This is a genomic window from Sinobaca sp. H24 (assembly GCF_023845525.1).
The window spans coordinates 1-20,986 of record NZ_JALBWT010000032.1 but is presented as its reverse complement, the minus strand read 5'-3'; the positions used below and the strand labels follow the sequence as shown (position 1 = coordinate 20,986).

The 20,986-nt window shown below is 43.7% G+C and carries 24 protein-coding genes, 6 pseudogenes and 1 riboswitch; of the genes and pseudogenes, 26 read left to right on the top strand and 4 right to left on the bottom strand.

What is annotated here, in order from left to right:
• Position 1: 1 nt before the first annotated feature.
• The gene (locus MMY81_RS26105; RefSeq protein WP_252315097.1) at positions 2-655 is read left to right on the top strand and encodes a 3'-5' exonuclease; all 654 of its coding nucleotides are present in this window, start codon (positions 2-4) and stop codon (positions 653-655) included.
• A 274-nt stretch (positions 656-929) separates the two neighbouring features.
• Here the strand turns inward: MMY81_RS26105 and MMY81_RS26100 are convergent, their stop codons facing one another.
• On the bottom strand, positions 930-2,018 hold the full coding sequence (locus MMY81_RS26100) for an exonuclease domain-containing protein (RefSeq protein WP_252315096.1): 1,089 nt from the start codon (positions 2,016-2,018) through the stop codon (positions 930-932).
• A gap of 118 nt (positions 2,019-2,136) precedes the next feature.
• On the opposite strand from MMY81_RS26100, the gene nei reads away from it, so the two are divergent.
• The 19 genes and pseudogenes from nei (at position 2,137) to MMY81_RS25990 (ending at position 14,389) form a co-directional block, all read left to right on the top strand.
• Entirely contained in the window at positions 2,137-2,958 is an 822-nt protein-coding gene (gene nei / locus MMY81_RS26095) for an endonuclease VIII (RefSeq protein ID WP_252315095.1), read from the top strand.
• Positions 2,959-2,973: 15 nt separating this feature from the next.
• Positions 2,974-3,581, top strand: a pseudogene (locus MMY81_RS35895) (histidine phosphatase family protein).
• A 17-nt stretch (positions 3,582-3,598) separates the two neighbouring features.
• Entirely contained in the window at positions 3,599-4,168 is a 570-nt protein-coding gene (locus MMY81_RS26080; protein WP_252315092.1) for a GNAT family N-acetyltransferase, read from the top strand.
• 41 nt (positions 4,169-4,209) lie between these two features.
• Positions 4,210-4,992, top strand: coding sequence for a hypothetical protein (locus tag MMY81_RS26075; RefSeq protein ID WP_252315091.1), 783 nt, complete (start codon positions 4,210-4,212; stop codon positions 4,990-4,992).
• A gap of 38 nt (positions 4,993-5,030) precedes the next feature.
• Positions 5,031-5,777: a hypothetical protein gene (locus tag MMY81_RS26070; protein WP_252315090.1), complete on the top strand. Its 747-nt coding sequence runs from the start codon at positions 5,031-5,033 to the stop codon at positions 5,775-5,777.
• 117 nt (positions 5,778-5,894) lie between these two features.
• Complete coding sequence (locus MMY81_RS26065; RefSeq protein ID WP_252315089.1) at positions 5,895-6,338, top strand: hypothetical protein; 444 nt, start codon at positions 5,895-5,897, stop codon at positions 6,336-6,338.
• A gap of 4 nt (positions 6,339-6,342) precedes the next feature.
• Positions 6,343-6,645, top strand: a complete 303-nt coding sequence (locus tag MMY81_RS26060) for a hypothetical protein (RefSeq protein ID WP_252315088.1) — start codon at positions 6,343-6,345, stop codon at positions 6,643-6,645.
• Positions 6,624-7,085 (top strand): CDP-glycerol glycerophosphotransferase family protein, encoded by a 462-nt coding sequence (locus MMY81_RS26055; protein WP_252315087.1) that lies wholly within the window; start codon positions 6,624-6,626, stop codon positions 7,083-7,085. Before MMY81_RS26060 ends, MMY81_RS26055 begins: the two co-directional genes overlap by 22 nt.
• 262 nt (positions 7,086-7,347) lie before the next feature.
• Positions 7,348-7,746, top strand: a pseudogene (tagD, locus tag MMY81_RS26050) (glycerol-3-phosphate cytidylyltransferase).
• Positions 7,747-8,237: 491 nt separating this feature from the next.
• Positions 8,238-9,469 (top strand): annotated as a pseudogene (locus MMY81_RS35890) (CDP-glycerol glycerophosphotransferase family protein).
• A 52-nt stretch (positions 9,470-9,521) separates the two neighbouring features.
• Positions 9,522-10,324 (top strand): annotated as a pseudogene (locus tag MMY81_RS26015) (ABC transporter permease).
• 17 nt (positions 10,325-10,341) lie between these two features.
• Positions 10,342-10,893 (top strand): ATP-binding cassette domain-containing protein, encoded by a 552-nt coding sequence (locus MMY81_RS26010; protein ID WP_308215488.1) that lies wholly within the window; start codon positions 10,342-10,344, stop codon positions 10,891-10,893.
• Between the two features lie 370 nt (positions 10,894-11,263).
• Entirely contained in the window at positions 11,264-11,437 is a 174-nt protein-coding gene (locus MMY81_RS26005; RefSeq protein WP_252315083.1) for a PfkB family carbohydrate kinase, read from the top strand.
• Positions 11,434-11,568, top strand: a complete 135-nt coding sequence (locus MMY81_RS33500; RefSeq protein WP_256498005.1) for a hypothetical protein — start codon at positions 11,434-11,436, stop codon at positions 11,566-11,568. Before MMY81_RS26005 ends, MMY81_RS33500 begins: the two co-directional genes overlap by 4 nt.
• Positions 11,569-11,920: 352 nt before the next feature.
• Positions 11,921-12,073 (top strand): PfkB family carbohydrate kinase, encoded by a 153-nt coding sequence (locus MMY81_RS35885; RefSeq protein ID WP_374562851.1) that lies wholly within the window; start codon positions 11,921-11,923, stop codon positions 12,071-12,073.
• A 131-nt stretch (positions 12,074-12,204) separates the two neighbouring features.
• Positions 12,205-12,627, top strand: a complete 423-nt coding sequence (locus MMY81_RS34570; protein WP_308215487.1) for an NADP-dependent oxidoreductase — start codon at positions 12,205-12,207, stop codon at positions 12,625-12,627.
• 44 nt (positions 12,628-12,671) lie between these two features.
• Positions 12,672-13,145, top strand: a complete 474-nt coding sequence (locus MMY81_RS34565; protein WP_308215486.1) for a zinc-binding dehydrogenase — start codon at positions 12,672-12,674, stop codon at positions 13,143-13,145.
• Positions 13,146-13,215: 70 nt separating this feature from the next.
• Positions 13,216-13,740 (top strand): DsbA family oxidoreductase, encoded by a 525-nt coding sequence (locus MMY81_RS25995; protein ID WP_308215492.1) that lies wholly within the window; start codon positions 13,216-13,218, stop codon positions 13,738-13,740.
• A 136-nt stretch (positions 13,741-13,876) separates the two neighbouring features.
• A complete protein-coding gene (locus tag MMY81_RS25990) occupies positions 13,877-14,389 on the top strand; it encodes an excalibur calcium-binding domain-containing protein (protein ID WP_252315081.1) in 513 nt (170 codons plus the stop codon).
• A 108-nt stretch (positions 14,390-14,497) separates the two neighbouring features.
• Here MMY81_RS25990 and MMY81_RS25985 read toward each other — a convergent pair.
• Positions 14,498-14,958 (bottom strand): annotated as a pseudogene (locus MMY81_RS25985) (hypothetical protein).
• 145 nt (positions 14,959-15,103) lie between these two features.
• On the opposite strand from MMY81_RS25985, the gene MMY81_RS25980 reads away from it, so the two are divergent.
• The 5 genes and pseudogenes from MMY81_RS25980 (at position 15,104) to sinI (ending at position 19,220) form a co-directional block, all read left to right on the top strand.
• Complete coding sequence (locus tag MMY81_RS25980; protein WP_252315080.1) at positions 15,104-15,508, top strand: hypothetical protein; 405 nt, start codon at positions 15,104-15,106, stop codon at positions 15,506-15,508.
• A gap of 15 nt (positions 15,509-15,523) precedes the next feature.
• Entirely contained in the window at positions 15,524-16,519 is a 996-nt protein-coding gene (locus MMY81_RS25975) for an MFS transporter (protein WP_252315079.1), read from the top strand.
• 24 nt (positions 16,520-16,543) lie between these two features.
• Positions 16,544-17,607: pseudogene (locus MMY81_RS25965) on the top strand (AbrB family transcriptional regulator).
• 5 nt (positions 17,608-17,612) lie between these two features.
• On the top strand, positions 17,613-18,809 hold the full coding sequence (locus MMY81_RS25960) for a class I SAM-dependent rRNA methyltransferase (RefSeq protein ID WP_252315077.1): 1,197 nt from the start codon (positions 17,613-17,615) through the stop codon (positions 18,807-18,809).
• Positions 18,810-18,993: 184 nt separating this feature from the next.
• Positions 18,994-19,079, top strand: a riboswitch (cyclic di-GMP riboswitch).
• A gap of 36 nt (positions 19,080-19,115) precedes the next feature.
• Positions 19,116-19,220 (top strand): DNA-binding anti-repressor SinI, encoded by a 105-nt coding sequence (sinI, locus tag MMY81_RS25955; RefSeq protein ID WP_252315076.1) that lies wholly within the window; start codon positions 19,116-19,118, stop codon positions 19,218-19,220.
• 250 nt (positions 19,221-19,470) lie between these two features.
• On the opposite strand, the gene MMY81_RS25950 is transcribed toward sinI, so the two are convergent.
• The gene (locus tag MMY81_RS25950; protein ID WP_252315075.1) at positions 19,471-19,716 is read right to left on the bottom strand and encodes a helix-turn-helix domain-containing protein; all 246 of its coding nucleotides are present in this window, start codon (positions 19,714-19,716) and stop codon (positions 19,471-19,473) included.
• Between the two features lie 148 nt (positions 19,717-19,864).
• Here MMY81_RS25950 and MMY81_RS25945 point away from each other — a divergent pair, with 148 nt between their 5' ends.
• On the top strand, positions 19,865-20,470 hold the full coding sequence (locus MMY81_RS25945) for a DNA-3-methyladenine glycosylase (protein ID WP_252315074.1): 606 nt from the start codon (positions 19,865-19,867) through the stop codon (positions 20,468-20,470).
• Positions 20,471-20,606: 136 nt separating this feature from the next.
• Here MMY81_RS25945 and MMY81_RS25940 read toward each other — a convergent pair whose 3' ends face one another.
• Complete coding sequence (locus MMY81_RS25940; protein WP_252315073.1) at positions 20,607-20,855, bottom strand: MFS transporter; 249 nt, start codon at positions 20,853-20,855, stop codon at positions 20,607-20,609.
• Between the last annotated feature and the right edge of the window lie 131 nt (positions 20,856-20,986).

Sequence of the window (20,986 nt, the reverse complement as noted above, 5' to 3'; positions counted from 1 at the left end):
TATGATATTTTGGAAGAAAAAAAGCCTGCACTACCAGTTGAATAATGAACTGCCTTTAAATACACCGTTAAAGGAGCTCGGTTTCACCGTGTTTGATACTGAAACGACAGGATTTGCAGTAGGAAGCAGAGACCGGATGATTGAAATTGGAGCGGTGCAGGTGGAAGGGCTGGAAGTCACAGACCATACGTTTCAAACGTACGTAAATCCAGAAAGAGACATTCCTGCCTCCATTCAGACCCTGACCGGTATCAAGCCATCCGATGTAGAAGGCGCACCCTTTGCCCTGGAAGCGATTGAATCGTTTTATCAGTTTATTGAACAGTATGACAGCGGCGGCTGGGTGGGCCATTACCTTGATTTTGATATTATGGTGCTGAAAAAGGAGCTCGGCCGGCACAAGCTTACTTTTGACGAACCGACATATATCGATACGCTTGACGTTATCGGGTATTTAAATCCCTCCTGGGACATGAGGGACCTTTCCCACTATGCGATTCAATTCGGCTCCAAAATATTTGAACGGCACAGCGCGCTCGGAGATGCCCAGACTACCGCTCATCTGCTCGTTGAACTGCTCCACCATATTGGTGACCGCGGTAAGCTCACCCTGGGCGATTTAATTGAAATAACAAAAAAAGATAACGGATACTAATGAATAAATGGACAGCAAAAAGCGGAAGGCCGGGGCCTTCCGCTTTTTCAAGCTGTCTAAAACTATTTCATCTTGTATATCCATGCCCAATCTCGACTATTTTTAAAGGCTTTTGTGAAAAGAAAAGAAGAAAAATAAGCCGGGATGACTCCTGCAGAACAGCCATAGGAGAAGATAAAAAGGCGTTTTTTCCTCTTTAGCTTAAGGCTCGGCCTGCGGAAAGCACCCCTGTCCAGGTTTTGTATAAAAATACGTATTTTGTCTTTTTTTGTCGTTAGTATACCCGTTTTTTGTCGGCAAATTGAATTTCTTTATTCAGCAGTTCCAGAAAGTAAGGCGTTCCTTCAGGGTTTTTCTGCTGAAGCAGGCCGAGGGTGAGCTTTACGTCATCAAGCGCCCGGTGGGACTGCGTCTGGGCAAGCCCATGGGCCTGGCAGAGCGAGATGAGTTTTTTGGAAGCAAACCCATATTGTTTCCAGTCCACTCCTTTAACGGAACAGTGCCACGGCTTATTTTTTACAAACGGAAAGTAACGTGCTACAAAACCACGGTCAAATGAAGCATTGTGAGCAACAATCAAGTCGGACTGTTCCAGCAGAAGCTCGATTTTAGGATGATCCAGGCTTTTTCCACGAACGTCTTCATCGGTAATGCCGTGCACTCTTGTCACGCCGGGCGGAATCGAAAAGCTTGGTTCATTTAAGTTATTCAGCTCGGTAAGCACTTTTTCAACTTCGCCGGTTTGGTTATTAACGAGGCAGACAATTAAACCGAACTCAACAACTTCATCCTCATCTTTGGACATGCCGGTCGTTTCCACATCGACAATAGCTACTTTTACTAATGAAGGGTCTGTATGCGATTGGTCCATAATCTGTTCCGGCAGCCAAATGCGGGTCACGCCGTTTTCTGTTTTTCTCTCAAGCACGCGGGAGTGGGTAAGGTACCATTTGAGAGAAGAGGAGGTGGTTCCTGATACCTGCTGCTCCGCTTCTTCTATGGAAATGCCCGGGGTTTTTATTAATACTTCGGCAAGAGCGTTGCGGGCGGATTCTATATCATCAATACCGCGGGCTGCTTTTTCATGCTGTTCGGAAGTGTAGGCGCCTGCTTTAAATACAGAATCAGCAGCTTCGCGTGCAAGTTCAAATTGATCAGTGGTAAGATAACAGCGGAGCAGCACGTCCCGGCATAAGAGTTGTCCGGGTGGTTCTTCCACTTCATTCATGTACATGGGAAGCAGGATGATTCCCTGTTCACAAAGTTCAATCGTCCGTTCCATATCCCCCTCCTGGGCAGAAGTGGGACGGTTTGCTTCAATATTTTTGTTTAATTTATTAAATATATTAAAAATAGCACTCATGACTGTACTCCTTTATTGACGATATGTGTGTTTAGTTTTTAAAAAATACACCTTTTTATATATGATACAGGAGGAAAGAAAAAGGGTAAAATAATAAATAGGAAAGGCAGCGATAAACATGCCTGAAGGACCGGAAATAAGAAGAGCCGCAGATCAAGTCGAACAAGCTGTTAAAGCAGGCCCGGTAGCAGAGATGTATTTTGCGTTTCCACATCTTCAATCATATGAAGCCTCATTTGCACAGGCTAACGTCATAAAAGTGGAAACAAGAGGAAAAGCAATGCTGATCCGTTTTGATAATGGTTATACGATATACTCCCATAATCAACTGTACGGAAAATGGTATGTTCGTTCTGCTTATGAGTATCCCGTTACAAAGCGCCAGCTCCGCCTGGCCATTCATAATGAAAAAAAGTCCGCTCTTTTATACAGCGCTTCTGAAATTGAAGTGCTGCGGGATGAAGAAGTGGAGGATTATCCATTTTTAGCAAAAATCGGACCGGATATTTTAAACCAGGAAACGTCTCCTGAAGAACTGTATGAGCGGATAACGAGCCGGAGGTTTGTGAATCGAAAGTGGTCTTCTCTCCTGCTGGATCAGTCCTTTGTAGCAGGTATCGGCAATTACCTGCGCAGTGAGATTCTCTTTGAAGCAGGTATTCATCCGGGAAAAAGGCCGGCTGACTGTACCGACGAAGAACTTGAGAAGGCAGCGCAGGCCCTGGTCACGATGGTAGAGCGTTCTTATCAAACCGGAGGTATTACGGTAGATGAAGAAACAGCCGCCCGTTTAAAAAAGAGAGGACAGAGCTACGCCCAGCGAAGGCACTGGGTATTTAACAGAGACGGAGAGCAGTGCCGCATTGACGGCACTGATATTCAAAAGATTTCGGCGGCATCGAGACGGCTTTATTTTTGTCCGACCTGCCAGCCGGAATAAAAGGGGATAAAGAATATGCTGACGGTTTATTTAGTGCGCCACGCGCAGACGGAATGGAATGCGCAGGGGATCGTCCAGGGGTGGAAAGACTCCCCGTTAACAAAAGACGGGGCGGAAAAAGCAGAACTGCTTGGGAGGCGCTTAAAAGAAATTCCTCTTGATGCTGTGTATGCCAGTCCTACAGAGCGGGCGGTAAAAACAGCTGAAATTGTCTCGGGTCTTCCAGCGGCTTCCATACGAAAAGACGAAGGACTGATGGAACTCAATTACGGCAGTTGGGACGGACGGAGAGCAGCGGATATTCAAAAGAAGAAGAAGCAAAAGTGACGACCTTCTTTACTGAACCTCATTTATTTGAGGCGCCGGGAGGCGATACGTTTGCGGCTCTGCAGAAAAGAGCCGCTTCCGCCTGGGAAAGTATAGTGGAGACCCACAATGAAGGACGGATTCTACTCGTAAGCCATTCCGGGACGCTGAAATGCCTGCTGGCTTATTTAAAGCAGGAATCACTGGAATATTTTTGGGAAGCTCCTCCTCTGGCGAACTGCAGTCTGAGCCATGTTGAAATAGAGAATGGAAAGATCGTTGTAAAAGAAGAAGGAAACGTCAGTCATTTTGAGTAAAAAAGGGGGAGCCGTTTATGGAAAAACGAACAGGCAGGCATTATCAGCTTCGTTTAATGACGCCGGATGATGCAGAGGATTTATACCAGATTGCAACGGAAGCATCGAACTGGACGTATATGGTGAGGTATCTTTCCTCGGTGAAAGATATGGAAAGCATTATTGAAACAGCATGCAGCGAATATGAGCAGGGTACTTCTTTTCCTTACACCGTTATTGAAAGAAAAACAGGACGCATAAGAGGATCAACCAGGCTGTATAATTATTCGGAAAGCCGTCGCACCTTAGAACTTGGCTCTACTTATTTCACTTCTTCCCTGCAGGGAACCGGAATTAACGCAGAAACGAAATACCTGCTCCTGCAGCAGGCGTTTGAAGAAATCCATGCTATTCGGGTGCAGGTGCTAACAGATGAAAAAAATGTCCCCGCCCAGCGGGCATTGGAACGACTTGGGGCAGTGAAAGAAGGAGTATTGAGAAACGAGCGTCAGCTCTATGACGGAAGAATCCGAAATGCTGTAATGTATAGTATTATTGCAGAAGAGTGGCCGAAAATTAAGATGCAGCTTAAATGGAGAATGGGGTAAATGAGTAAAATCAATGAAGAAGAACGGAAGAGGTTTTTCAAATGACTACACTGAATACAAAGGCCGTATCGGCTAAAGTAACGAATGTGAATGTAAATGAAACAGAATGGGTGATTAAAGGCACATGCACCTCCCTGCCGGCTGAAATCACATATAGAAAAATTAAAAAATATTCCACTGCAAAAGTGGTTCATTCAGGAAATGCAGATCATCAGTTTGTAGTGGACACAATAGAATGGAATGTAGTAAAGCCGAAAAAAGAAAAGGCTGGAAAAGTATCATTTGTCTGCAGAATACCGCTTGAATCCCTTTATTTACATAAAGTAACTCCGCATATCAACAACTGGGAAATCTATGTGATTTTGTCTGACGGTAAAGAAGACGAAGAAGCAGAAGCAAGGCTGTATGCCCCTGCAGCAGATAAACTTTATATGGAAAAGCTGTATTACGGTGACCGGGCTTTTTTAAAAGCCTATAAAACACCAAAAGGGTATTTAAATATTACGAGAAGAGAAGCCTGGAACGAAGATACTTTAAAGGATATGCCTGTAAAAGTAGTGGATATTGAGCGGTCCGGAGACATATACCGCCTTACCGGAATGGGAAACAGAAAAATACTATCAGACGTACCGGCCCCTTTTTCCTCAGGTATTCTTTTGAAAAAAAGGGGAAGAGTGCTCAACAAATCATTGAAGGTCAACTGGCTGAATGATTATTTCTGGCAGGCAGACTGGGTATCCTCGGAGCCGTCTTTTTCCGGCGGTTTTGGGACGTCCACTTTTATATCAAAACAGATAAGCGGAGGCTTTATCGGGTCGGTATAGATACAAAGGAATTTCTGCGCGGGGCTTATCACCGTGCAGTGGTCGACGGAGGCATACGGCGGATTCGTCCATACCGAACCTCCAACGGAGGCTTTTTTTTTAAAGTATTTACAGACCTGGTAAACGTGTTTGCCTGGAATTCTGTATATCAAAACAATAAAGTGCACATGAGCGGAAGCTTCCAATGGGGCAAATACGAAGTAGATGCGTTTCATCTCTGCCTGTTTGATAAACATACCGGTGAAGTCGTTCGTACGCCGATGGATACGGCAAAAGGAAATCTGCAGAAAAAAGAGTACACATTCACATGCAGTCTCCCGGAAAAATCGCTTTTTTTCGGCGGAAATAAAGAGGCTTCGCGCTATGAAGTATATTTAAGCGCGGAGGTGGATGCGCGCCTGATGGAATACCGTTTTAAAATCAGGCCGAAAGTTCTGGAAGCCGAACCGAGAAAAGAATGGCGCCGGGGTGATCATGTGTACAAAGGGTTTTTTTACACTACGGTCAACAACCGTCTGGCCTACATGCTCAAAGAAGCAGGCATTGTAAGAGATATAGCGGAATTCAGCATAAATGACAACAGCTTTTATATAGAAGGAACCGCTTCCTTTAATGCAAAGGAGGCATCTGATCCGGCTGAGCAGACGCTTACGATTATTGCGAGGAGCAGAGAAACCGAGCAGGAAGCTCTCTTCGTTCCATATGAAAAAAAGGGTGATGCCTTCAAAGCGGAACTGCCGCTCGATAAGCTCAAAACCATTCATAACGATAGAGACACCCATTGATCTTTACATCCGTGTGGAGCTGGGCGGATATACCCGGGAAAGAAAGCTTGGACGGGAAAGTTTCACCTACTACAAAGACCATATTCTTGCTTCCGATTCTTTAAAAACAGAAAAAATGTGCTTGAATACTACGCGGTCTACACTCCGCGGGGCAATATCAAAATAGAAACAGCCCTTCTTTCCAAAAAGCATGCCGCCTGGCTGAAAGAAAAAAATGAGGCGTATACGCGTTCTACGGACAGTTATACGTGGATTATTGGTGAAAGGCCTGACACAGCACAGGATACAGGCTATCACTTTTTTAAATACTGCCGGCTGCACCATCCGGAAATTAACGCCTACTACGTGATAGAGGAAGGCGCTCAAGATTATGAGAAGGTTATTCCCCTTGGAAACGTATTAACTGCAGGCAGCGACGAACATGTGATTAAAACGCTTGAAGCCGATGCGTTTTTTGGTTCCCACGACATTGAATACCTGCTGCCTTTTAAAGGGGCTTTGATGGTTTCGTACCAGAAAGCAGCAAAAGTTTTTCCTGCAGCATGGCGTTCTTGGCCGTAAGAAGGTGGAATATGATAAGAAGTACTATCACTATCCATTTGATATTTTCTGTGTCAGTTCAGAAATGGAAAAACAGATGGTAGTAGAAAAGATGGGCTACAGCCCAGGGGAAGTGAAAGTAACCGGACTATCCCGGTTTGATGAACTACTTGAAAATCCCGCCCCGAAAAGAAAGATTTTATTGATGCCTACCTGGAGGAATGGCTTCATAATGAAGAAACATTTCTGGAGTCTACGTATTATAAAAAATACAGGTCACTTATCCACAACGAAGAGCTTCATCAAATGCTGGACGATTATGACGTAGATCTTGATTTTTATCCCCACTACCGAATGCAGCCTTATGTAGAACACTTTACTGTGGATAATTCATCTCACATCCGTGTAGTGAAGCTCGGTGAAGTATCGGTTCAGGAACTTTTGAAGGAAGGCAGCCTGATGATTACCGATTATTCGAGCGTATCATTTGATTTCAGCTATATGGGGAAACCCGTCATCTTTTATCATTTTGATGCAAAAAGCTTCTTTAAAACAGGGAGCCTGCGGCCGCGCGCCGAAACATTTCTCGGCGATACTGTTAAATCGGAGCACAATCTGATTAACAGCATCCGCGGTCATATTGAACAGTCTTTTCAGGAAAAGAAGTCTGTTTCTGAAAAGAAATCATCCATTTTCACCCATATTGACCAGAATAACGCAGAACGCATTTATCAGGAAGCTCTCGATATGTTGAATAATTCCAATTAAATAAAAGAGCGCTCAATCGGGTGCTCTTTTTTGAATTAAGTAAAAGTATGTAATTTTTGTTGAATTTGTTACATATTTTTATAAATCATTGGGCAATATTTCCATGATTACTCGATGATTGCGGCTATGTATGTGTGTTATAGTATAAAAGTCAACCAGTAGAAAGTAAATTTATATTAATTTTAATTAAAAAAACTTAACATGTTTATCTGAGAATAAATACAAATAAAACACATAAAGCTTAACAAGGAGGGCATTAGTTATGAAAAAAGTTATTACGTACGGCACATTTGACTTGCTGCATTGGGGCCATATCAACCTGCTCAAGCGCGCTAAAGACCTTGGGGCCATTTAATTGTTGCGATCTCAACAGACGAGTTTAACGCCCTGAAAAACAAAAAAGCCTATTATCAGTACGAACAGCGCAAAATGATCCTGGAAGCTGTCCGTTATGTAGATGAAGTTATTCCTGAAAACGAATGGGAGCAGAAGCTTGAAGATGTAGTAGACCGCTCGATTGACACCTTTGTCATGGGAGATGACTGGAAAGGCGAATTCGACTTTCTTAAACCTTACTGTGATGTCGTTTAACCTGCCTAGAACTGCAAACATCTCAACGACTAAAATTAAAAAAGAACTTCTTCTTGTCAACAACTACTAAAAATTAAAGCTGAATATAACGCGATAAAGAGAGGGGAACGTAGTGCTCTCTCTTTTTTTGCATAAAAGTCACAAGAATTTCTATGCCTGCATAGAAGGACGGTGCCAATAAACCTGGCTTTGTGTCAGGTTTTTCTTTACGTTTTTACAAAAAAAATATAAAAGAAAAAAACCTCCTCTGCCGGGTGGTCATATACCCTACAGCAATTTAAGCAGTTCAAAATCAGAAGAATTCCTGCTATATTATATAAGGTCGGCCTTTTAGCTGCCGGAGAAAGAACGGCTTTAATAACAGGAAAATGCAGCACGCCTGAGACATACCTGATGAGGAATATACCGCCGCTGCTGTTACAGAAACAGCCGGCATTGCTTTCTAATAGATAGAGCCAGTGGAGGATTCAGCGATATGAAAAAACTTTCCGTTAAGAAGATAAAAAAATCTTCAAATAAAATAAAAATCTTACCTTAAAAAAGTAAGAAAGATTAAAAAAAATACATCCAAACGTTAAAAAATTCAAGAAAAGCAAAAGCCTGCAGCGTTCGCTGCTTTCATTAATCGGCAGGCTTCCCGGTAAAAAAGATATGTCGTATTTGAGAGCTTTTTCGGCAAGCAGTACAGCTGTAATCCGCGCGCCGTGTACGAGTACTTAAAAGAACAGGATCCAAAGCGTACGTATTACTGGAGCGTGGATCACCGCTATAAAAGCAAAATTTGAAGAGCATAATGTGAATATGCTTCCACGGTTTACTCTTAAATGGTTTATGGTTATGATGAGAGCGAAATACTGGGTATTTAACAGCCGTCTTCCCAAATGGATCCCAAAGCCGGAAAAAACGGTCTATCTGCAGACATGGCATGGTACGCCTTTGAAAAAGCTGGCATTGGATATGGAAGAGGTGCTAATGCCCGGCACTACGACAGAAACGTATAAAAGAATTTTGTCAATGAAGCGAGCCGGTGGGATTATCTAATATCCCCAAACCGTTATTCCACAGACATCTTCCGCCGTGCTTTCAGCTATGATAAAAATCTGCTGGAAACAGGTTATCCGAGAAATGATTACCTGGTACATCATAAAGAAGAAGATGTGCAGAGAGTTAAGCGCAGGCTTGGTATTCCTGCCGATAAAAAGTAGTCCTGTATGCCCCGACGTGGAGAGACAATGAATACCACTTTATCGGACGGTACAAATTCAGCTTGAAAATGGATCTCGACCAGATGCAAAAAGAACTCGGAGTGAATACGTTGTGCTTCTCCGTCTGCATTATCTTGTATCAGACCAGGTGGACGTAACCGAGCATGAGGGATTTGCCTATGATGCGTCCAACTATGAAGATATCCGTGACTTGTATATTATCAGCGACATTCTCATGACGGACTATTCCGTCTGTTTCTGTTCGATTACGGCGTGTTAAAACGCCCGATGATTTTCTTTGTTTATGATATCGAAAGCTACCGTGACCAGCTGAGAGGTTTTCTATTTTTGATTTTGAAAAAGAGGCCACCTGGACCGCTTGTCCGGACTACAGACGAAATTATTAAAGAAATCAAGCAGGCGGATACCATTATGGAACGCTACAGAAAAGAATTTGAGATATTCGAAAATAACTACAATGTCCTTGAAGATGGCAATGCATCCAAGCGCGTAGTAGAGCGGGTGTTTTTGAATAAAAGAAATAGTGCCTGCACTGCCGGAATGATTCCAAAAGCTGCCGGAATATAAAAGCAGCCTGAATTTATTTTTTCCTAATGCAGCGGCAAAAGAGGGAACCTTTATGAAATCTGCAGTACTCATTTGTAAAGAACTGTACCAAAGCTTTTATCTAATACGAAGGCTGTCCGTGTATGAAATTAAAAGCAAAAATAAAAACAACTATTTAGGCATCGCCTGGGAATAATAAATCCATTGATCTTTATAGCGATCTACTGGTTTGTGTTTGGATACGGCATCCGCGGCAATACAGGCGTGGAAGGCGTTCCCTTTCTGAACTGGATGATGGCCGGTATTACGATCTGGTTTTTTGTGCAGCCGGCGGTTACCCAGGGGTCTAAATCCATATTTACGAAGATAAAAATGGTAGCCAGGATGAATTTTCCAACAAGTGCTATACCGACGTATGTGATCTTTTCCAAGCTCTATCCCCATCTGGCTTTAATGGTGATAGTAGGAATTTATATGCAGTTTACGGGGTATCCCGTAAATATGTATTACGTGCAGTTTCCTTATTTTTTGTTTGCCACCATCGCACTGGTAGTATCGTTTGTATTAATTTCATCTACGCTTACGGTATTAATACGCGATATTCATGTTTATCCAGTCCTCTATCCGCGTCATGCTTTACTTGACGCCGTTTTTGTGGACGACCGATTCCCTGCCTCGGCCATTCAGTCCGCCATGCAGCTGAATCCACTGTATTATCTCGTGGAAGGATACCGGGCTGCCTATTTCGGAGACGGCTGGTATTTTATTGACCAGTGGGAATACACCTTGTATTTCTGGGGAACGGTTGCGGTATTTTTTATTATTGGAGCGGCTCTTCACGTCCGTTTCCGCCGCCATTTTGTTGATTTCCTTTAAGGAAGAAGGGGCAATCTATGGAAAAAGCAGTTATTGCTAAAAACGTAACAAAAAAATATAAAATTTATGAATCCCAATCAGAGCGGCTGAAAGATATGCTCCTGCCTAAAGGCTACGGTGAAGAATTTTACGCACTCCGCAACGTTTCTTTTGAAGCAGAAAAGGGAGACATTATCGGTCTTCTCGGAGTCAACGGCTCAGGTAAATCGACATTGTCCAGTATTCTGGCAGGAGTAGTGCCGCCTTCTGACGGAGAATTGATAAAAACGGGGACTCAGCCATCATTTTGCCGTCCCTCAGGCCTTGACCTGAAAACTATCCGCCGGGAGAATATTGAGCTGAAATGCTTAATGCTCGGCTTTTCCAAAAAGCAGATCAAGGAAATGGAAAGCGACATTATCGAATTTTCCGAGCTGGAGGCGTTTATTGATCAGCCGGTCAAATCGTATTCTAGCGGAATGAAGGCCAGGCTCGGTTTTGCCGTCAATGTAAGTATCGATCCTGATATTCTTATTATTGATGAGGCTCTTTCCGTCGGGGACCGCGCCTTCGCCAAGAAAAAGCCTTGATAAAATGAGGGAATTCAAAGAACAGGGAAAGACGATGTTTTTTGTGAGCCATTCGATCAGCCAAATGAAAGAATTCTGCACAAAAGCCCTATGGCTTGAATTCGGGGAAAAGAAAGATTACGGCCCCTCGAAGAAGTATTGAAAGATTATGAAGCATTTCTTGAAGAATACACCTTCTCAGCAACAGAAGAAAAAAGAATTCAGGGAAGAAGGATTTAGAAAACCAAAGCCGGAAAACGTCAGAACCGGCTTCTTCCTAGGATAGAACAGAGCGGCCGGCAGCGGCCGCTTTTTTTGTTGGCATTGACGGATGCTTTAAATAGTCGTATAAAAAAAGAATACGGAAAAACAGCCGCAAAAGGAGCCGATTATGAAAAAAACACCTGTCGTTACCATTATAGGAACGCATCAATATGGACTTAATCACAACCTGCAGCAGAATTCCGGAACGGGAGAGACCATTATAGGGGAACGGTTTGAAACAGCACCTGGAGGAAAAGGGGCCAATCAAGCTATAGCTGCCGCGAGACTCGGGCGGATGTGAATTTTATAGGCTGTACAGGAGAAGACTATATTGGCAGAGAGCTGTTCGCTTATCTTGAAGAAAGCCGTATAGCCGGCCTGTATGTAAAAACTGTGCCCGGCGTCTCAACGGAACGGCTTCTATTCTTTTAACAAATGACGATAACCGTATTATGTTGCGGCGGGAGCCAATGCTTATGTGACGCCTGACTATATAGATCACCATCTGGACATTTTGAAAAGGAGCGACGTAGTCCTGATGGCATTTGAAATACCCCTGAAACGATTATACATACAGCACAAAATGCAGGGAATATGATCTGCCTCTCGTAATTAATCCTGCTCCCGCACTGGATATGCCGGAAGAGCTGTGGACATTGGCGGATTATATAACGCCTAATGAAAAAGAGGCTGCCCAGTTGTTTACCGCAGCGGAAGAGAAAACTCCAGCAGAAACTTATTACAACCCTCGGAGCCAAAGGAGCACCAGTGGCGGGAAGGGGATCTGCTAAAGTCCCATCCGGGTTTCAACAGCCGGGTACAGGATACAACGGGAGCAGGTGATACATTTAACGGAGCATTTGCCGTAATGACAGCGAAAGGAAAATCGATAGAAGAAGCCGTAGCGTTGCCAATGCGGCTGCCTCTATATCCGTAGAAAAAACGGGGGCGCAGACAGGAATGCCTGCTTATGAAGAAGTCCAGAAAAAAATGATGAATGTCAGATAGGTTTGTATTACTAAAAGTAAGGGATAAAGGAGAGAATAAAAAAAGGATGTGGAAAAAATAATGAAAGCAATTGTAATAAATGAATACGGTGGTAAAGAACAGCTTACCGAAGAACAAATAGACCGGCCGGAGCCGGAAAATGATGAAATCGTTATTGAAATATATTCAACCTCCGTTAATCCAATTGATTGGAAATTAAGAGAAGGTTATTTGAAAGATATGCTTCCTTATGACTTTCCTATTATTTTAGGCTGGGATGCAGCAGGAATAGTACGGGAAACAGGGGACGATGTCCATAAGTTTAAAAAAGGCGACAGAGTATTTACCCGCTCAGCAAACAACAACCGCGGCACTTACGCTGAATATGTAAAAACAACGGAAAATCGCACAGCCTTTATGCCGGAAGATATGAGCTTTGATGAAGCAGCAGCGGTGCCGCTTGCTGGACAGACAGCATGGCAGTGCCTGGTGGAATTTTGCTGAATGAAAGCAGGAGATAAAGTGCTTATTCATGGAGGCGGGAGGCGGTGTCGGCCACTTTGCTGTGCAGATTGCAAAAAAGCTTCGGCGCCCACGTTATTGCTACGGCAAGTGCAGAAAAAGCTGAAACGTTAAAAGATCTGGGAGTCGATGAAGTAATTGACTATAAAACAGAGGATTTCGAGAAAATAGTTACGGATGCGGATATTGTACTGGATACAATCGGCGGTGATGTACTCGAAAAAAGCTATTCCGTTCTGAAAAAAGGAGGAAAGCTTCCATCAATAGCCGGACAGCCCGATCAGGAAAAAGCCGATAAATACGGAGTGAAGGCTGGATCCATCTGGCTCGAAGAAAGCGGGGAACGCCTGCAGAAGCTGGCGGATCTTTACGCGCAGGGCAAGCTGAAGGTACTCATTGACAGCACGTTTCCACTTAGTGAAGAAGGCGTACAGGAAGCGCATGCAGCAAGCGAAAAAGGCAGAGCCCGTGGTAAGATTGTCATTCAGGTAAAATCATAGGAGGGTAACGGATATGGAAGAGAAACAGAAAATGATAGTATTCAGCGACTTTTTATGACCATTCTGTTTTATCGGGAGTGCCCCGCTTAACCAGTTGGTTGAGGAAAAGAAAGTAGAAATCGAATGGCGGTCATTTGAATTAAAGCCGGAAGGCGTAGAACTTCCTCCTAAACCGGAAGGTTACATGGAGCAGGCGAGAGCTAACGTAAAACGGATGTCCGAGCAGTATGGGCTCGATATGAAATGGAACGACAAGAGCAGCCATTCCCATTACGCTCATGAAGGAGCTAAATTTGCGGAACAGCATGGAAAAGCAGATGCCTATCATGATGCGGTGTTCAAAGCCCAGTTTCAGGAAGACAGAAACATTAACGATATTTCCACTCTGACAGCAATTGCTGAACAGGCAGGACTTGACGGAGAGGCATTCCGACAATCCGTGGAAAATAGAGAATTTGAACAGGAAATTATGGAAGACAGGCAGATTGCCGAACAGATAGGTATTACAGGAGTGCCCTGCTTTATTGTGAACCAGCAGGGAGTTATGGGTGCCCAGACCTATGAATCGCTTCAGAATTTATTAAATAAGGAATAAGCAGACAGCCTCTCCCATTCACTGGGGGAGGTTTTTATTTGCTGAATTTTCTAAATATTCATTGTATATATTTTCTTTTTATGGCATATTAAAGACAGGGAATGGTACATAGCAACTAAAAAGGAGAACCAAACACATGTTGAAAAAATGGATAATAGGACTGAGCAGTGTAGCTGTTATCAGTCTTGGAAGTGCGGGAGCAGCGGAAGCCGGCCATGGGGAAGATTACGATTGCGATGATTTTGCTACACATGAGGAAGCGTTGGCACACTGGGACGAGCATGGGTATACAGTCGATAACGATCCGGAGCGCCTGGATGGAAATGATAACGACGGCATTCCATGTGAAAGTCTGCCTGGTTATGATTCAACTGATGGAGAACAGTCAGAATCAGATGATAATATATCTGAAGTAACAGAAGACGAGGAAATGCCTGAAGAAGAGGCCGTTACTTCTGAAGCACCGGCTGAGGAGGAAGTCACAGAAGAAGGCGGAGCCCTTCCGGAAACGGCCACGGCGAACCCAATGATGATGCTGTTTGGTGCCCTAACTGCAGGAGCTGGAGCTGTACTGTTTATCCGTAGAAAAGTAACCCAGTCATTAATTTTTCCGCATGGACCATTCCCAAATAATCCCATTGCGAAATGATGCAGGGCTTTTTGTCTAAAATAAAACGAATATAAAAATAACGTGGACTATTTTCCCCTCACTTAATAAAAAAACAGCAGCCTCGTCAAAGGCTGCTGTTTTATTTTATTATAAAACCCTTTTGAATCCTTCTTTTTCCAAATAGTCGATAGCTTCCCCATACGTATTGAATGTTCCATCCAGCTGCAGACCGGCATAGACATTCCAGCCGTCTTCTTCCGGCATCAACACGAGCAGCTGATCCTCTATATTTTCCCATTCCTCTATTTCAAATTCTTCTTCTGTAGACTCATCCGTCTGAAGAGAAGCCAGTGCTTCTTTAATCAGGTTCCTGAAGTCTTCAGCTGAGTATTCACGAATATTCACCATGCCCCGGTCGTCTGTCTTAACGCCGGATACCAGTCAGCATAGACAAATCCATTGCCGTTCGGATGAAGATGATAAACGACATTTTTCTTATCGTAGTCACTTTCTTCAAAGTGAAAGTTAACGCGTCCCATGGACACTTCTTTTTTCTCAAGCTCAACAAATTCTTCTGCGATTTTTATTTTTTCTTCAAAAGTAAGCATTAATCCTCCGATCTTTTTTTCATCGTTACAGTATATCATATATTCACCGTAACTATTAAAAATACCAGAGCTGAAATTATTTCGAAACGGGAAAATATATGGTACACTGCTAGTTGTTAAAAAGGAAAAAAGGAGGGCGCTGCCCGTGCCGGATTCAAATATAGACAGTGCTGTAACGCTCAGCAGATCTGTTAAAGAAGAATTATCGTTTATTGTGTGCGGTTTTGATGTTTTCCGTTATGAACTCCACTATGTTTATGATAGCCGTGCCGGATATTGCCGACGCTTTTTCCCTGTCTCCTTCCGAGGTAAGCTGGGTAGTGACGGATATATTATTATTTATGCAGTAGGAGCGCTTGTATATGGAAAGCTTGCTGACCTGTATCCATTTAAGCGGCTGCTGACGGTAGGACTGATTTTATTTGCAGTTGGTTCCATTATCGCTTTTTCTCTACTCATTTATTATGGTCGTAAGCGGCAAGAATGGTTCAGGCCGCCGGAGCTGCAACGGTGCCGGCTCTTGTATTTATTGCTCCTTCCCGGTTTTTAAGAAGAACAGGGCAAGGTGCTGGGCATTGTGTCTTCGACGATGGCTTTTGCCTCGGGTAGGCCCGATTGCAGGAGGTTTGATCGCCGGTGCTTTTGCCTGGAACTACTTGTTTTTAGTATCGATATTCGTTGTCATCACTATTCCGTTTTTCATAAATGGCTTCCGGAAGAAGAAGCAAAATCCGGGAAAGTCGATCTGCCGGGTGCTTTTTTTATGGCAGTGGGAGTTGGCTTCTTTATTTTATTTATTACGACATTCGGCTGGTTATACCTTGGTATCAGCATTGTCTTTTTATCGATATTCATCTGGTGGATTTTCCATGTAGAAACGCCGTTTGTAAAGCCCGGCCTCTTTTTAAACCATGCGTACCGGACGACATTGATAACAAGTTTTTTCGGTATTCTTACGATGTTCAGCATGATGTTTATGATGCCGCTACTTTTGGATGATGTAAATAACCTCAGTACAACAGCGATAGGTCTCGTGTTATTTCCCGGAGCGATAGCTGCAGCTTTTATGGGAAGAATTGCGGGGTTATGGACGGACCGGTTTGGGAGCTGGCCGATGGTATTTCTTGCTCTTGGCTTAACGATGGTTGGTTTTACTTCTCTATCTATCGCGGCCGGAGCTTCTCCCATACTTGTGAGCCTGGCTCTTGTAGCAAGCTATGTTGCTTTTCCTTTTCTGCAGACAGCTACGGCTAACTTGATTTCTTCTGTTCTTCCGGCAGAGGAAACGGGTGTTGGAATGGGCGTATACAATTTATTTAATTTTATGGCCGGTGCGTTTGGAGGGGCGGTAGTAGGCGCCTTATTAAATCAATATACAGGGGCAGAAGCTTATAATCCGCTTCATTTTTCTCCCGGGCATGCAGGCATTTACAGCAACATTTTTATGGGAATGGCTATTATGGCCGTAATCAACGCTGCTGTATTTTATTTTTCTTCCCGATCCTTCCGCAAAGCGGCAACTTCTTCTCCTGAACAAACAGAGCAGCCTGGAAAATCATGATATACTAAAAAAAGTTGATTTAAAATGTTTAGTGAAGGAGCCGTCATTATGTGGCAGAAAGGCTTATTCATCACAGCAGCTATTGCAGTCGGCGGTCTATTTTCTGCAGCCGGCGTACCGGCCGGCTGGCTTTTTGGAGCCTTGCTGGCCGGCATTTTTACAGGACTTTTTATAAAACGCTTTACCTTTGAAGGGTGGCCGTTTCAGGCTGCCCTGGCTCTGGTAGGAGTAAATATTGGTTTTTTAATGGATACAGAGCTTTTTGCTGTTCTGCCGGCTTATATTATGCCTCTGATCGTTACGCTCTCCATTACGTTAATGATGGGGCTCGTATTTGGAATGCTGATGTATAGATGGACCAGTCTGGACGTAAAGACCGCTTTTTTCTGCTGCGTACCGGGAGGAGCTTCGGAAGTAATCAGCGTGAGCCGGGATTATGGGCTGATGACCGGATTGTTGCCGCTTTCCACACAGCCCGCATTACTTTTTTTGTGTTTCTTATCCCATTGTCTGCTGCGGTATTTTATCCGGAGGCTGCTTCTGGAGGAACTCCCGCAGACACGGGGGTATGGAATCCTTTTATTGGTTTTCCAATGCTGTTATTTATTGTCGTACTGGTTATTATTTTAAATAAATATGTTAAGATTCCGGGTGGAGCTCTTCTTTATGCACTTATTTTTGGATTTATAATTGGAAATTGGGTCGTGCCCGGCTTTGCCCCGCCTGGATATGCGGCGGGAGCTGGACAGGCGCTTATTGGAGCTATGGTAGGCATCCGTTTTGACAGGGAAACGCTGGTACGTGTAAAAAGTATCGGCCTGCCGAGTCTGGGCATTCTACAGTGTTTTCTGCTGCTCAGCCTCTTATTGGCAGGGTTGTTTACGTTAATGACCCCGCTTCCTTACATAACAAGTCTGCTCAGCACAGTTCCTGCCGGTGCAGCGGAAATGTCTTCTACAGCTTTTGCCCTCCAGCTTGAACCGACGCTTGTATCTGCTCTTCATATTATTCGTGTAATTGTATTGTTTTTACTGCTTCCTTTTCTTGTTAAATGGATCGACCGCATGATATTAAAAAATGAAGGATGAGATAAATGACTGAAACAATGAAAATTTCCGCTTCCAAACAAGCTGTTGAAACGTTTCAAAAGGGGTATCCTCTAATCCATGAAGATATGGTCAATAAAAGGGAAAAGCTTTCAGAAGAAGGGACTGTTTTTGATTTAATGACCCCGCAGGGCCAATTTATCGCGAAAGCCTATTACGGGCTGCAGAATAAAGGCATCGGCTGGATTCTTACAAACAAAAAAGAGGAGGCCATTGACCAGCAGTTTTTTGTTGGAAAACTCAGTGCTGCCCTGCAGAGAAGAAAGGCATTTTTCGAGGATGAATCAACGACTGCATTTCGCATATTTAACGGTGAAGGAGACGGCATCGGTGGATTGACCATTGATTATTTTAACGGCTACTATATGCTGCAGTGGTACAGTGCGGGAATCTATGCGTTTCGCTCCCTGATCATCCGCGCGCTGGAGGCAGTGACCGCCTACGAAGGCCTGTATGAGAAACGGCGCTTTCAGCAGCAGGGACAGTATATCGAAGGCGATGACTTTGTAAAAGGAAAAGAGGCACCTGCTCCGCTGCACGTTAAAGAAAATGGAATGACGTTTGCGGTATATTTGAATGATGGAGCGATGGTTGGAATATTTCTGGATCAGAGGGAAGCAAGAAAACGCCTGCGCGATGAGTATTCCGCAGGTAAGACCGTTCTGAACACTTTTTCCTATACCGGTGCTTTTTCGGTAGCCGCCCATCACGGCGGAGCTGCAAAAACAGTGGATGTTGACGTAGCGAACAGAAGCAAGTCACGCGTTCAGGAAAACTTTGAGCTGAACGGAGTTATAAGTGAAGATCAGGAAATAAGGATCATGGATGTGTTTGCCTACTTTGATTATGCCAAAAAGAAAAATATCACATATGATGTGATCGTCCTCGATCCCCCAAGCTTTGCACGAACAAAGAAACGGACATTTTCTGCAGCAAAAGATTACACTTCCCTGCTCGTAGACGCTATTTCCATCATAAAGGACGGCGGAACAATCATTGCCTCAACAAATTTCGGCGGCTTTGGAATGAAGGCATTTCAGAAGCAGATTGATAAAGCCTGCATCAAAGCGGAAGTAAATCAAAATGTAACCGAACGTGTCCGTCTGCCTGATGATCATCCATATACGGCTTCTTACAAAGAAGGAGATTATTTAAAAGTAGTATTTATAGAAATAACCAAATAATCTAATGACTGCCAGGTGAAAAATACGCTGGCGGCCGCTTTTCGTTTTTATAAAAAGAAAATACATGAAAAACCTCGTATTCCTTTTTCAAGGCTTACGAGGTTTTTTAGAAGGGGATAATAGGATTTTCAAATCTGATTATTTTACTTGCTGCCAGGGTGGTGGTAAGATATAAAAATCAACCTCCAGATAAAGGCAAGTTCATTGAAAAATGTGTACGCAAAGTTACAGGTCTAAGGCACTATATGCTAAGATGGCTGGGCTGCCTGGGGAGAGATCCTATAAAGGCTTGGGAGGTTGGAAAGATTGGAAACAAAAGAATTGGATTATGAATGGCTCGTGCTGATACAAGAAGCTAAAGAAGCAGGGATGTCTAAAGACGAGGTTCTTGCCTTTTTTTCAAAAAGTTAAGAAGTAAAAGCATTAGAATTGAAGGGTAGTATACAACGATGAAAAAGGGTGTTATTATCTTTTTTACCATCTATTACACGTAAAGAGCATGTTAAAACAAGTGTATTGTTTTAACATGCTCTTTGTATGTCCTGAAAAGACTAATTGGCATTCTTATCTTTTTCAAATGAAGTCCACTTCTCATAGCGTATAAATTTCTGAAAATCACGGAACTGCTTTTTGCTGATACCGGCCTGAATTGCTTCCTGAATTAAGGCCTGCCCTCTTCGTCGATGACTCCATGTTCTGACGAAGGAGCTGGTGTATCAGTAATAATACTGGAAATATTAATTTCGAGTGCTTCTGTGATTTTTTCAAGAACATCAATAGAGGGATTATGCTTAATTCCTCGTTCAATGTAGCTCAAATACGATTTGGAGATACCGGTAGTTGAAGCAAGATCTGACAATGTCATTCTTTTTTGTTTTCGGTACCTTCGTATGTTTTCACCAATCATGTACGGATTACCCTCCCTAAAAGAAAATGAATGAATAAATAAATTAATATACGTTATATAGAACATTATAGTTCTTTATATTGTTCCAATCATGAGTCGAAGTAACTATTTTCGGCTATTTTATCCCGAATATAGAGGAGAAAATACAATGAAACGTCTTAAAAAAGAATTTTTTCATCTGCCGACTCTGGAATTATCCAGGGCACTGCTTGGCAGAACGCTCGTAAAAGAAACCTCCGAAGGGAGGACGGCCGGCAGAATAGTTGAAACAGAAGCCTACATAGGACCTGAAGACCGGGCGGCTCACAGCTATGGTGCCAGACGTACGAAACGAACGGAGATCATGTTTGCATCGCCGGGCCATGTATACACCTATACGATGCATACCCACTGCCTGTTTAATATTGTATCTGCTCCAGAAGACAATCCGGAGGCTGTACTTATTAGAGCTGTAGAACCTGTATCCGGCCGGGATTTAATGGAAATCCGCAGAAACGGCCGGAAGGAGCTGGAATGGACGAACGGACCCGGCAAACTGACGAAAGCAATGGGCATTACTATGGGAGATTACGCCAAATGCTGCTACGAAGATGCCTCAATCTATCTGCTGGAAGGCAGCGCCCCGGAAGATATCGCATCGGGGCCGCGGGTCGGCATTGATAACAGCGGGGAAGCGGTGGATTACCCATGGCGGTTTTGGGATCCGGCCAGTCCCTATGTATCGAAAAGCAGGAAAAAGCCCGGTACTCCGTAAAGAGTATCGGGCTTTACATTTATTTTATTACACCGCCGGGCGTGCATTTTCTGCAGGCTTTTTTTAATTCCGGGGGAAGACTAGCTTCCTTTCTCGGAAGCGGGCTGGAATGATTCTCTTGGCTTTTTCTTACCCTTTATAAGAAGGATAAAATCAGTCCAAGAAGGGAAATTCCCGCTGTAACAAGAAAGGCCGTGTTAACTCCTTCTATCAATGCATCAGATGGTGCAGCTGCCGAACCTGCAGCAACACTGCTCATAATAGTGATGAGAACCGCCGTACCGATTGATCCCGCCACCTGTCTCATTGTATTCGTCATGGCTGTTCCGTGTGGAATTAAATCCTCTGACAGTCGATTAAGACCAGCTGTGGTCATCGGCATCATTACGCATGGCCATACCTAGCATACGAAACGCATGCAGCGTGGCAATCGCAGTAAGCGAAGTCATGCCGTCAAAATAGACGAAAGGAATAGTTCCTCCTACAAGCGAAGCCATGCCGATAAGGCCGAGCCAG

Coding starts and splice junctions, on each gene's coding strand:
- nei (WP_252315095.1), top strand. CDS start 2,137: ATGCCTGAAGGACCGGAAATAAGAAGAGCCGCAGATCAAGTCGAACAA.
- MMY81_RS26005 (WP_252315083.1), top strand. CDS start 11,264: ATGAAAAAAACACCTGTCGTTACCATTATAGGAACGCATCAATATGGA.
- MMY81_RS25945 (WP_252315074.1), top strand. CDS start 19,865: ATGAAACGTCTTAAAAAAGAATTTTTTCATCTGCCGACTCTGGAATTA.
- MMY81_RS26055 (WP_252315087.1), top strand. CDS start 6,624: ATGCTGGACGATTATGACGTAGATCTTGATTTTTATCCCCACTACCGA.
- MMY81_RS25940 (WP_252315073.1), bottom strand. CDS start 20,855: ATGATGCCGATGACCACAGCTGGTCTTAATCGACTGTCAGAGGATTTA.
- MMY81_RS26075 (WP_252315091.1), top strand. CDS start 4,210: ATGACTACACTGAATACAAAGGCCGTATCGGCTAAAGTAACGAATGTG.
- MMY81_RS25960 (WP_252315077.1), top strand. CDS start 17,613: ATGACTGAAACAATGAAAATTTCCGCTTCCAAACAAGCTGTTGAAACG.
- MMY81_RS34570 (WP_308215487.1), top strand. CDS start 12,205: ATGAAAGCAATTGTAATAAATGAATACGGTGGTAAAGAACAGCTTACC.
- MMY81_RS26100 (WP_252315096.1), bottom strand. CDS start 2,018: ATGAGTGCTATTTTTAATATATTTAATAAATTAAACAAAAATATTGAA.
- MMY81_RS26010 (WP_308215488.1), top strand. CDS start 10,342: ATGGAAAAAGCAGTTATTGCTAAAAACGTAACAAAAAAATATAAAATT.
- MMY81_RS26080 (WP_252315092.1), top strand. CDS start 3,599: ATGGAAAAACGAACAGGCAGGCATTATCAGCTTCGTTTAATGACGCCG.
- MMY81_RS26105 (WP_252315097.1), top strand. CDS start 2: ATGATATTTTGGAAGAAAAAAAGCCTGCACTACCAGTTGAATAATGAA.
- MMY81_RS25950 (WP_252315075.1), bottom strand. CDS start 19,716: ATGATTGGTGAAAACATACGAAGGTACCGAAAACAAAAAAGAATGACA.
- MMY81_RS25990 (WP_252315081.1), top strand. CDS start 13,877: ATGTTGAAAAAATGGATAATAGGACTGAGCAGTGTAGCTGTTATCAGT.